8 protein-coding genes are annotated in these 12,283 nt (G+C 56.5%); all 8 read right to left on the bottom strand.

The genetic code is table 11. The features are described from left to right. On the bottom strand, positions 1–120 hold a 120-nt coding region (locus NZ823_12980; GenBank protein MCS6806037.1), incomplete at its 3' end, for a succinate--CoA ligase subunit alpha. A 262-nt stretch (positions 121–382) separates the two neighbouring features. Beyond that, entirely contained in the window at positions 383–1,987 is a 1,605-nt protein-coding gene (locus tag NZ823_12975; protein MCS6806036.1) for an acetate--CoA ligase family protein, read from the bottom strand. A 209-nt stretch (positions 1,988–2,196) separates the two neighbouring features. Next, complete coding sequence (locus NZ823_12970) at positions 2,197–2,757, bottom strand: hypothetical protein (protein ID MCS6806035.1); 561 nt, start codon at positions 2,755–2,757, stop codon at positions 2,197–2,199. Between the two features lie 138 nt (positions 2,758–2,895). Further along, entirely contained in the window at positions 2,896–5,568 is a 2,673-nt protein-coding gene (locus tag NZ823_12965; protein MCS6806034.1) for a TonB-dependent receptor, read from the bottom strand. Between the two features lie 141 nt (positions 5,569–5,709). After that, positions 5,710–6,765: a hypothetical protein gene (locus NZ823_12960; protein ID MCS6806033.1), complete on the bottom strand. Its 1,056-nt coding sequence runs from the start codon at positions 6,763–6,765 to the stop codon at positions 5,710–5,712. A 158-nt stretch (positions 6,766–6,923) separates the two neighbouring features. Continuing rightward, positions 6,924–7,685 (bottom strand): GntR family transcriptional regulator, encoded by a 762-nt coding sequence (locus NZ823_12955; protein ID MCS6806032.1) that lies wholly within the window; start codon positions 7,683–7,685, stop codon positions 6,924–6,926. A gap of 216 nt (positions 7,686–7,901) precedes the next feature. Further along, a complete protein-coding gene (locus NZ823_12950; protein MCS6806031.1) occupies positions 7,902–9,389 on the bottom strand; it encodes a DUF3386 domain-containing protein in 1,488 nt (495 codons plus the stop codon). Positions 9,390–9,456: 67 nt separating this feature from the next. Beyond that, positions 9,457–12,201, bottom strand: coding sequence for a TonB-dependent receptor (locus NZ823_12945; protein MCS6806030.1), 2,745 nt, complete (start codon positions 12,199–12,201; stop codon positions 9,457–9,459). Between the last annotated feature and the right edge of the window lie 82 nt (positions 12,202–12,283).

The raw sequence follows: 12,283 nt of genomic DNA, 5'->3' as shown, positions 1-12,283 counted from the left end.
GGTGCAGCCCGCCACAACCTGCGTTCCATACTCAAGCATGAGCCGTGTGCGCAGCAGCCCTTCACGGCCCGTGATGCCCTGCACCAGCACGCGCTTGGTTTGGTCTATCAAAATCGCCATCACTCACGATCATCAGCCGACGGCGCGCAAATGAAACCACGGATGCACGCTGGGAGCAGCGACGGGCTGGTCGTGTACGGCATTGCTGTCTCGGCGCAACAGGATGGGTTTGCAAAGCGGCGTCGCGCCCTGCCGGCTTGCCGCCGCGCTCCAAAGTGCATTCAAATACCTCTGGAGTGCGCCGGCAAAGCGAAGCGGCGACGGCGCTTTCTCCCCAAGCGCTCCGCGGATTTTCAAGGCGAAACACAAACAGGAATCCGTGTTAATCCGTGTTCATCCGTGGCACCTGATCGCTCATGACCCGCTCCTGTTCGGCGCGCAGCTCAGGCATCGGTAAGTTGATGCGCGCGCCGCCCTCACCATGGAACCAACATTCGACTTCGCACGCCAGACATTCAATGCACCCGCCGTTCTTGGCTTCATCACGAGTGATCGCCAAAACAGGCAAACCATCCTGCAACGTCAAAATCTGCGGACCACAGACCTGAACGCAGATTTTCGATTCGCAACGGGCGCAGACGGCGTGATCGTAGGTGATTTGACCTGTGCGAATGTCGAACTGATAGGGACGCTCGACCGGACCAAGAGGCAGCCGAAAGAGCGGTTCGCTGGGCTGCTGATCGGGCTGACGGTCGGCCGCTTGCCGGCTGCGCTCGTCAACTAACCGACGCAAATAGTCAGCGCACTGCTCAACCGAGTCGTCCTTCTTGAAGCCTTTGACAGGCGCTGGCAAATCCCGCGTGTAGTTTTCCAGAATCTCGACCGCTTCGTCCTCGCCGTTGCCGCCCAACCGCATCACCGCCGGAATAGAGAGGTTCTCCTCACGAAACGCCTTGACCAACGCGCGTGCCAGATGAAATTGCTCCTGGCTGGCCACGCCTGAACCGGAGCCAAAATACGCGACGATGCCCGGCTGCGACAGGATCAGCTTGGCCGCGCGATAGACTTTCGAGGCCGGCGGATTGCCGCTGGTGTCACAAAAATTGGCGACCCTGAAGCCTCGGCGCGTGATTGCGTCCATGGCCATCATCGAGCCGCCGCCGCCAGCGCCGTGAAATCCAACGTACTGCTGTTGGGGGCTGAACTCTTGCTCCATCTGGATGAAGTAGAACGTGCCGCGATAGTCGTTCTTCTCAATCTCATAAGCAATCCGATCCAACACGGTTGGCGGATGATTCAACTCGCGAGCAATCTCAATCCCCAACTCAGGATGACGAAACACAGCATAATCATCAACCGTGATGCGGCAATCAGCAGCTACCAGTTGGCCTGCCGGCGTCAGCGCCAGCGGATTGATTTCGGCAGCGCGCGCTTCGACGCTTCGGGCAACGCGGTACAGTTTCAACAGAACGTCGGCCAGTTGCGTTTGCAGTGTTCCACGAATGCCGACTCGACGAACCAGATTCCGAGCTTGATAGGACGTCAGCCCTGTCGTGACATCAATCACCTGTTGACTGACATGACCGGGATGAGCACGCGCGATTTGCTCAATCCCTGTGCCGCCAACCGAGCTGAAGATCATCACCGGCGCTCGCTGGCCGTCATCAATAATCAACCCGGCATAGAATTCTCGTTCAATGGCGATCTTCTCTTCGACCAACACGCGCTGGACCGGAAAACTTTGCACGGTCATGGCCAGCATCTCGCGAGCTGCCTGCTCAGCTTGCTCCGGCGTATCGGCAAACCGAATCCCGCCGATGCCGGCGCGCCCTGTTGTCCACACCTGCGCTTTGATGACAACCGGTCGGCGCATCCGGGCGGCAATCCGTCGCGCTTCGTCGGCGCTGCTGGCCGGTTGCCCTTCAGGCACAGCAATGCCGTGCTCCCGGAGGATAGACTTACCCTGATACTCGTGCAGTCGAGCCACAGAAGCCCTCTTCAGCCCTCTATGAGGGAAATCCCAAGCACGAAATCCGAAACTCGAAACGTTTGGGATTTCGGACTTGGGATTTCGGATTTCCCTCGAAGAGGGTTACGGATCACGAATCACGAATCACAAACCCGGATCACGAACCACGAATCACGAATCACGAATTCTGTGCTAATCTGCGTAATCTGTGGCTTCATTGCACGGGATCACGGAACGGTGATCAACCCACACTGGAACGAATCAACGCGCTCCAGGATGAATGGAATCATGTTGACCTCGCGCCCAAGGACTGGGTCGAACACGGTCGGCGGTGTTATTCGCGACGGATCCGTGGTATCGCCGATAATGGCGGCTTGACCGGTGATTCGGTTGCCCTGAGCGGGAAAGCTAGCGCGGATGATGGCCGTGAATGGCGTCCGCGCGCTGGTGAATTCAAATGTCATGTCAAAGCCGGTAGCCGGATTGCCACTGAGCGGCACGTGGCGCCAGGCCAGTCCCATCGCGCGCCCGGCCGGTCCTGACCCACATGGCCCAATCACCAGTCCATGTCCCAATGTCGTCAGTGGTTGCGGCCCATCTTCATCAGCCTTGTACCCTTCACTGGCCTTGACGATCACGCCAAAGGTTTGAATCGGGCCTGGTGAAAAATCCAACGTTAATCGCCAGACGCCAACAAACGTGTTTTGGGCTTGCACAACCGGCATCGGGGAGAACCCGAATGTTGCTATGAGCACCACAACTGAAACGATCGTAGAGATTCGAACCATATTTTTCCTCCTTCACAGTGTTGTTAATTGAAATCCGAAGCCCTCTTCGAGGGAAATCGGAAATCCCAAATCCGAAATCCGAAACGTTTCGGAGTTAGATATTCGGATTTCGGATTTCCCCATAGGGACGCCGCGCGCTTAAAAATACTTGAGTGTGAGACCAAGCGTGAAACTGCGACCACGGGCCGGGGCATACTGAAACTGTTCACGGTAAAACTTGTTGCCAAGGTTCTCCATCGCAAGCGTCACACTGACGCGAGATCGTTCGCGCTCAATCAGCTCTACACCAGCTCGCACCGTGTGAATGGTGAAACCGTTGAGGTTCCATAGATCGGGCGCTTGCAACAGCGGAGAGGTAAACAGGATCGGTGAGACACGATGAACATGCAATTGGGAGCGAAACGAATACTCACCCCACAGCCGGCCAGAGCGATCATTCCATCGCAAGCCGCCAACGAACTTGGCAGGGGTGATATTGTTGGCTGGCGCATTTTCAAGCCGGGTTTGGGCCAGCGGGTTCTGCCCTTCAATCACCACGCCATGCAAATAGCTGAAGTCAACAAACAGCGAGAAAAACGACGAAACCGCCTCAAAGGGCAGCTCGCTGCTGGCCTCTACGCCCTGGATGCGCACGCGAGAAAAGTTCAGCGCTTGATAAATCGTGCCCACCAGATCAGCGTCGGCCGGGTCTTGAATATCTTCGGGTCGGCAGGCCGCCACAGGTTGACGGGAGAGAAAGTCACGATAGCGATTATGGAAGTAGGTCAGCGAGCCGCTGAACCGAGGCAGCCGCACTTTGGCTCCCACGTCAACGTTGATGCCCGTCTCCGGCCGGAGATCAATGTTGGGCACGAGCGTGCCAGCTTCAGCCGGCCCGGAGAAGAAGAGCTCCGACAGATTCGGGTGGCGATAGCTGCGACCTACTCGCGCCGTCAAACTGACAGATGGCTTCACGCGGTAGACGACGCCACCATCGCCTGTGACAGTCGTTCGAGTGAACCGGATGCCTTCAATGGGTGGAACGGTCCCAGGATCAACAGGCGGGCGCGCGCATCCCAATCGGCGCGGGCGAGGATTGTAGTTGGGGGTCTGGCGCGAATCAATGTCGAAGCGATCTACCCGCAGGCTGCCAATCACACGAAGCGCGGCGCTCAGCTCATGTTCGTCTTGAACGAAGAAGGCGAGGTTCTGGAAATTTGAGATCGGCACGCGCTGCTCGAAACTGGCCGCGCCGCGGACAATCGCCGCCGGCAACGAGATAAACCGAACAGGACGCGGCGGCCGGGTCAGCAAGCCCAGTTGCGTGACGTCTACAATAACCTGACGAAAGTCCTTGCTGTGATCGTAAAAGAGGCTGGAGCCGGCTGTCAGCAGGTTCTTTGTGCCGAGCAGAAAATTAGCCTGTATATCATAGCCCCAGCTTTTGACGTTTTGCCCTGTATCGCTGGCAATGTCCACGCGCGTGAGCGTGTCAAACGGTGGGTCGCCCGGCCGCGGCTCGCTGCGCGACAGCACGAAAAAGTCGGTGGCCAACTGCCGATCTTGATGCTGCCAGTAGCCGCCGGCAGCTAACCGACTGAACCATGGCGCCAGTCCGGTCACTTCGTAACGCATGCTGGCTTTATCGAGCTTGCTGATGGGCAGCCGAATATTCTGGAAGAAATACGGCGGCGTAAAATCGGGAAAGCCAATATCAAGAGCGCGACGCCGCAGCCACGTCGCCTTCAGTGACTGCCGCTCGGAAAAGAAGAACCGGCTGACTGCATTCAGGCTGTTGCCATGAACCTGCGAGTTAGGAATCTCCGAGCTGGTTCTGACAAATGGCTCGTTGAAGTTATCGGGAATTGGGCCATAGGTCACGTGGCGAATAGTGCCAGCCTGAATCAGCGGGATGTTTGACTCGTTGAATGGGCGTCCCGCATGATAATTGGCAAACCGTTCGAGCATGCCAGACAGTCGCGTGGCGAACCGCCGTCCTGCAACATCCAATCGGGCTGTGCCACGTCGGCCCGGCTCGTTGCTGCTGTAATAGCCGGTGAAACTGCCTCCCACACGGAAGCCATCCTTGATCGGCTGGGGTGACTGCGTCAGGATGTTGATAGTGCCAGACAACGCATCCGTGCCGTACAAGGCTGAGCCGGCGCCATGCACGATCTCGACCGTCTCAATCAAGCTTGGATCAATAAGGCCGACTTCCACGCCGGCTGCGCCGGTGGATGTGCGCGAGTTGTTCAATCGCTCACCATCCACCAATATAAGCAGGCGCGTCGAATCAAATCCTCGCAGGCGCGGTCGCACTAGATATGGGCCGCTATTGACCGGCGTCAGATTCGGTATGTTCAACAACGCATCGCCCGTGCCGGCGACGTTTTGCCGTGCTAAGACGGTTTCATCGAGCGTCTCGGTGCGCACGGGCACGCTCAATGCGTCTCGTTCGCCGCGTGTGGCCGTCACGGTGACTTCTTCGGTTAGTCGGCCAGCATACAGATCAAAATTGACCTCCGACGATTCACCTGGTTCGCTTATTTCCACCTGCCGACTGACTTCTGAAAATCCCACAGCTTTGACGCGAACGCGATAAATACCAATGACAACGCCAGTGAATTCGTAGCGGCCCGCAGCATCAGAGAATGCCTCTATGACTGCTCCAGTGGCGATGTTTTGCAGAGTGACCGTGGCACCTACGACGGCCGCTCCATTGGGGTCTACCAGTCGCCCGTATATCTGCCCACTCGGCTGCGCAACCGCGCATAACGGACAGAGCAATACCACTAGCAGAGAGTACCAAACAGCGAGGCGTAGCTGTTTCATAGACAAACTCCAAAAACCCCTGCGGGGAAATCCGAAGCACGAAATCCCAAGCCCCCGCCGGGGAAATCCGAAGCACGAAATCCGAAACGTTTCGGATTTAGAGATTCGGATTGGGGATTTCCCTGGAAGAGGGCTGCCGTCTCATTTGTCCTGTTCCAGCACCGGTGTGAGGTCCATCAGATAGATAGCAGGCGCGCCTTCACGACTTGAGGTAAAGGCCAGCGTCTTCCCATCCGGAGAGAAGACCGGATAAGAGTCAAACGCCGGGTGATAGGTGAGGCGGGTGGTTTTCTTTGTTTTCAGATTCAACATGTAAACTTCAAAATCGCCCGTGCCGCGATGCGCAAACACAATGCGCGTGCCGTCGGGTGAGGGATAGGGCGACCAATTAAACTCCTGCGTGTCGGTCAACTGTTGCAGTCCTGTGCCATCGTCGTTGATCAGGTAGAGCTGCGAGACCCGACTTTTGTTGGCTTCTTCCCCCTTTTTCCAGGCGCGAAAAACGATGCGCTTTCCATCAGGCATGTAGAAAGCCCCGCCTTCTTGCAGCTCCGGCGTTCGTGTGATGCGGACCTTTTTCTTGCCATCCGGGGTCATGCGGTACAGTTCCAGATTGCCGTCCTGGTTCGACGTGTAGAGAATCCACTTGCCGTTGGGCGAAACCGACGTTTCGGCTTCATAGGCCGTGTTGAAAGTGAGCCGGCGAATGCCGCTTCCATCAATCTTCGCAACATAGACTTCCGAGCCGGCAGGATAATTGGCGCTATCGGCGTAGTTGCCCGGCGGCAACGTGTCTGCGTCGCGGTCAGACGAGAATAAGATGTGCTTGCCATCCGGGAAGAAATAGGTGCAGGCATCGTGGCCCTTGTCAGTAATGCGGCGCACGTTGGTTCCATCAATGTTCAGGATGTAGACGTTGTGGTTGGGATGATCAGGCATCCGCGCGGTGACAATCAACTGCTTTCCATCCGGTGAGAAGTAGGCCTCAGCAGCAGAAGCGAAATTACCGACCTTGCGCACCGGCAGCTCGCGCGGATCAGAAGACTGCTGCCCAGATATATGAGCAACTCGCAGGTCAGCGAGGCTGACCCACCAAACGAAGCCACAGATTGCACAGATTAACACAGACGGGACGAACATGAGCTGTCGGACCACGGACCACAGACCACAGACCACGGAAATGCGAGACTGCTTCATGACAAGCCCTCCATAAAGAGTGAATGGATTAGAGTGAAAAACCAAACATTTGGAGTGCGGCGGCAAGCCCGCAGGGCGCGACGCCGCTTTGCCCTGGCACAGAGCGCAGCGCCTCGCGCGGCCCTTCGGGCGACGTTCCTGGACTCACGGAGGAGTCCCTACTGATGAACCCAGCGCCTCGCGCGGCCCTTGCGCGCACGGGCCAATCGGACGGTGTAATAGTACATATCGCTGCGATAGTAAGTCTTGACGTATTGAATCGGGTCGCCCTTCTGCGTGTAGACAGTCCGCTCAATTGACAGCAGCGGAGCGCCGATGTTCGTTTCCAGTAAGCTGGCAACGTGCCCATCAGCCAACGCTGCGCTAATGACCTGAAACGCCTCGCCCAATTGAACGTGCTGCTTGTCTTCGAGGATTTTGAGCAATGAACCTTTGGTCAGGTCTTCGATGGACAACTTCCGTCCTATTGGCTCTGGCAGGTAAATCAAGACGTAACTAAACGGGGTGTTGTGATAATACCGGAGCCGCTTGATCTGAAAGATGGGCGTGCCTGGCGCCAATCCTAGCTTACTGGCCTCCTGGGCTGTTGAGTCCACCACCTCGACATCCAAAACGCGGACGCTTGTTTCAACCCCCATCGCAATCAGGTCTTCGATGAATCCCGTCAATGGCGTCGCGCCCCGCAATGGTGTTTGCTGCAACACAAAGGTGCCAGAGCCTTGACGGCGCTCAATCAACCCGTCGTCCACCAGCGCGGCTAAGGCCTGGCGCACCGTGATGCGACTGACCCCGTACTCACGGCTCAATTGAGCTTCTGTCGGTAGACGATCACCTGGCCTCAACTCACCGGAGGTAATCTTATCGCGCAAGATGCTTTCCAGTTGATAATAGAGCGGAACTTTTCTGTTTTTCAGTTGCATAACTCAACTCGTGATCCATGCAATGGAGCCACAGATTGCGCAGATTAGCACAGAATTCGTGACTCGTGATTCGTGACCCCTGCGGGGAAATCCGAAGCACGAAATCCGAAATTCGAAACGTTTCGGATCTCGAGATTCGGATTTCGGATTTCCCTCGAAGAGGGTTTGGGATTTCGGATTTGGAATTTCGGATTTCCCTCGAAGAGGGCTGTTTCCCTATTTGTTGTGCACGTGATGATTCGTGAGTTCAATCTCCAGTTGCGTTGTCTTGTCTTTCAGCGTTTCAGTCTTTATCCGGCGACGCGGAAGCCAGAAGTTCCCGACCTGCGCGTACTCGTCCCGAAACTCGGTGTAACTAATCACCTGATCCGTCTCGTTGGAATAGTAGGTAATGCTAAAAGCGGTCGGAATTAAACTCCGCTCGTGCGTCTTCATGTAGCTGGTATGATTGGCCAGAAAGCGAATCCGACCGAACGAGTGGGCAATTTGCGTAATCTCGCCATCCTTGGTGCGAAAACTCCGCGCTCGCGAGGCGCCGCCTGTGACGTCCACTCGGGCGCCCAAGTTTGGATCGCGGTCGCCAAAGGTGAATGTAGCGCCCTGAAACTCAGAGGCGAAAGGCCTGGGCTTCAAATGCGTGACGACCTGCACCATTTCATGTTCAACCATCTGGGCGGCCTGCTTGTCAGCGCATTGAACCTTGACCTTGTAGTCGGGCGTCACCACCACTGAGCCGACCATTGGCTGATCGCCTTCTCGACGCTTCAGTAGGAAGTCTGCCTGAAATCCAGCAAACGACGCGGGCCAGCGGTATAACCGCTCATAAGCCTGTTGAAACACTTTGCGCGCTTCTGGATCATCGGCCGGCGCCGCGGCGACTATCGGCGCAGCCAGGACTTTCTCCCATTGCTCCACCGAGGAAACGCTGCGACCTGCCACCTCGGCCAGTTTCAGCGCCGATTGAACCGTAAGCTCCGGCTGCTGCCGGTTGCCAATCCACGCTTGATAACTGGAGGCGACGAGCCCCATCTGTTTTGCATAAGCGTAAACCGCTTTGGTGCGCCCTGTCGGACCGCTCATCTCAAGGCGGATTTTCAAGCAGTTCTTAAAAACGCCCATCGGGGTAGCGACGTCTTCAAATCCCTCGATCGTGGTCGTCCACGTCTGTGTCCCCGCGCCATCATCGGTTGTGCGGGTCGTGGACAAAGGCCGACCAACCGCCTGCTCAGGCGAATAGACTGCAACCGGCGGCGAGAGCATCAGCCGAATATTGCGATGAGGCTCAATCACGCCGTGCAGCAGCAACTGCTTGTTCTGCACCGACCAGTAGGTGTAATCGCCTAAGTCGCTGATGAACTTGTAAGCATAACCGCTGGGCAGAAGCTCAGGCCCTTCAAAGCTCCTGGTTCGAATCACCATCTCTTTACGCCCATCAGCAAACTGCACGTGCCACGTATAGGTCCACGTGCGACCCAGCTCGATCGGGAAGTACGAAGCAATATCAACCTTGATCGGCGACTCCGTCGGCTGAGTAGCTCTTACAGCGGCGATGAGCGTGACCATCAACGCAACACACACGGAGAGCGCAAAACCCACTACAGCCCCTGCCAGGGGAAATCCGAAATCCCAAATCCGAAATCCGAAACATTTGGGATTTCGGATTTCGTGCTTGGGATTTCTCTGGAATGGGTTTGCTCGCGACATTGAGGACTTTGCTCGTAACATCTTTACACCCTCGATAGTGGACAACGGTCCACGTCTTAGAAAATTCTTAGAAAAACCGGTAATTTACTCCGATCGTCAAACTACGGCCGCGCGCCGGCGCAAACTGAAAGTGCTCGCGATAAAATTTATTCCCAAGATTTTCGAGCGCGACCGAGAGGCTTAATGTGTACCGCTCGCGATTGAAGTTATATCCGGCCCGCGCCGTGTGAACGCTGAATCCATACAAACCGAATAGGTCTTGCGGGATCAAAAACGGAGACTCCAGGATGAACGGCGAAACCCGATTCACGCGCGTCTGAATACGAACGTTATACTCCCACCAGTAGCGGAACGGGCCGTCATTCCAGCGCACGCCGAGCACCGACTTGAACGGAGAAATGTTGTCCGCTGGCGCGCCGTCAATGTCCACTTCGCGAATGCCCGATGTTGTCCTCAGAGCCGTCTTGCCGCGCAGGATTTCACCATGCAAGTAATGCAAATTCCCAAACCAGGTGAAGACCGTGGTGCGATAGGATATAGGCAGCTCCAGATTCGCCTCGATGCCTTGAATGCGGAGCCTGGATAGGAAGTTGCCAGCTTGCGAAATCGGGCTTCCATTGGCAAACTCGGCGTCATCCTTGGCGACCGTGACAATTTCAGTCGAGATGAAGTTGGTGAACGTGTTGTTGAAGTAGGTGAACTCGCCGGCCAGCCGCGCCGTGCGCAGCTTCGCCCCAATGTCCAGATTGACGCCCTGCTCCGGCTTGACCTTCAGATTCGGCACGATTGCCCCAATGGTGGCAGGCCCATAAAACAATAGTTCTTCGAGGTTCGGATGACGGAAACTTCGGCCAATGCGGGCTGTCACGCTGAGCACATCGCGCGGCCGAAGGACAAAACCAAAATTGCCGGTGTATGCCGTTCTGCTGATCGTATCCCCCCCGGCAGCAGGAAACGTCTCCGGATCAAACGGCGGGTCTGCGTTGGGGATGCGCGGAACGTATCCGACAGTCGGGAGGGTTTCCACCTTGATGCGATCCACACGGAAACTGCCCAGCAGTCGCAACCAACGGTTGACCTCCAGCTCATCCTCGACAAAAAAGGCAGCGTTACGAAACCTGGCAATCGGCACGCGCTGCGGTTGACTGATCGCGCTGGGAACAATGACGCTCGGCGTTGAGAAAAGCCGCGCTCGCCTTGTCACGCGGTCGCCCTGCCCAATGATTTCAACCCGCGTCATGGTTGTGCGCGTGTCTCGACTGTGATCGCGGAAGAAATCCATGCCCACCGTGAGCACATTCTTGCCCGCCACTAACAACCCAGCGTTCGCATTAAACCCGAATGATTTCACGTTCTGACGAGTATTGCTCAAAACAGAAACGCGCGTCAGATTATCACGATTCGGGATGTCGGCAACGGGGCTTACGCCGAGAACCGTAAAATCATTTCGCAGCAGACGGTCTTGATCCTGCCAGTAACCGCCACCAGAAATTCGCGTCAACCACGACGAAAAACCAGACCCGTCATACCGCAGGCTCGCCTTGTCCAAATCGCTAAACGGAAGATTGATGACCTGGAAAAAGGTCGGCTGCTTGAAGTCTGGGAACCCGATGAATGACGTGCGACGCTGGGTTAACCGCAGTCGAATCGAGTGACCTGTCGCAGGAAAGATGCGCCCCGTCAGGCTGAGATTGCTGCCGTGCGACTGCGAGTTAGGAATTTCTGAGCTCGTGCGCGTAAACGGCGCATTGAACGGGTCTGGAGCAATTCCGAGCAGGATCTGCTGAATGACCCGCCCCGGCGGAGGAACAAGCACCGCCGGATTCGTGGTTGCCGTGTCGCTAAAGACCGTGACCGGCTGAATGACAGGCACAGAAGACTCACCGTACGGTCGCCCCGCGTTGTAGTTGGGAAACCGCTCCAACATCAGAGAGGTTCTGACAGCGAACTTGCGACCGGCGATGTCCAGTTTGCCCGTGCCCCGCCGCGCAATCTCATTGGAACTGAAAAAGCCGTTAAAGCTCCCACCAACTCTGAACCGTCGGTCGGTCGGCTCAGGCATATCCGTAATCACGTTGATTGTTCCTGAGAGCGCATCCGTGCCATACAGCGCCGAGCCAGCCCCATGCACGACCTCGATGGACTGGACCTGACTTGGATCAACCAGCCCTAATTCTGGGCCTGCGCGGTCGGTGGCCACCCGCGCGGTGTTCAGCCGCTCGCCATCAACCATCAACACAAGGCGCGTCGAATCCAAACCGCGTAGGCGCGGCCGCACCAAGTACGGACCACTGTTGACCGGCGTCAAACTGGGCAAGCTCAATAAAACATCTCCGGTGGTCGCCGGATTCTCACGATGAATGATCTCCTCCAATTGCACAGAAGCGCGAACCGGCACCTCCAGCACATCGCGCTCACCACGACTGGCCGTCACCGTCACTGTCTCAGCAATACTGCCCGGCGCGATCTCAAAATTCACTTCGAGCACCTCGCCAGGCTCAGCCAACGTCACGGTCCGCGCCGCGTCAGAAAAGCCTGTCAGCTGAACCTTGACGCGATAGATGCCAATCGAAATCCCGCCAAAAACAAATCGGCCAGCACTATCGGTGATCGCCTCTTGTTCTAACTCAGTAGCGAGGTTCTTGACGGAGACCAATGCCCCTGATAATGCAGCGCCGGTCGGGTCGGTGATCTGCCCACGAATTTCACCGCTTGGTTGGCCACTCACCGACTCGAACAAAGCAAGCACGATGGCAAGAGTTATCAAGAAATCAGTTACTCTACGCCGTTGGCCATTTTCTCGCTTCATCATGACCCCCAACTTATAAACCTTGAGACTGACCTCTAGCAAGCTGGCAGCGAGCAACTGCAAATTTACTGCAAGACCGCATCGC

Source organism: Blastocatellia bacterium, from assembly GCA_025054955.1.
Classification (GTDB): Bacteria; Acidobacteriota; Blastocatellia; order HR10; family J050; genus JANWZE01.
The sequence above is the reverse complement of the archived record's forward strand: the minus strand, read 5'-3'. Positions and strand labels throughout refer to the sequence as shown.

Bases quoted from the DNA above. Each gene is read 5' to 3' on its own strand.
- NZ823_12970 (MCS6806035.1), bottom strand. From the start codon at position 2,757: ATGGTTCGAATCTCTACGATCGTTTCAGTTGTGGTGCTCATAGCAACA.
- NZ823_12965 (MCS6806034.1), bottom strand. From the start codon at position 5,568: ATGAAACAGCTACGCCTCGCTGTTTGGTACTCTCTGCTAGTGGTATTG.
- NZ823_12960 (MCS6806033.1), bottom strand. From the start codon at position 6,765: ATGAAGCAGTCTCGCATTTCCGTGGTCTGTGGTCTGTGGTCCGTGGTC.
- NZ823_12955 (MCS6806032.1), bottom strand. From the start codon at position 7,685: ATGCAACTGAAAAACAGAAAAGTTCCGCTCTATTATCAACTGGAAAGC.
- NZ823_12950 (MCS6806031.1), bottom strand. From the start codon at position 9,389: ATGTCGCGAGCAAACCCATTCCAGAGAAATCCCAAGCACGAAATCCGA.
- NZ823_12945 (MCS6806030.1), bottom strand. From the start codon at position 12,201: ATGATGAAGCGAGAAAATGGCCAACGGCGTAGAGTAACTGATTTCTTG.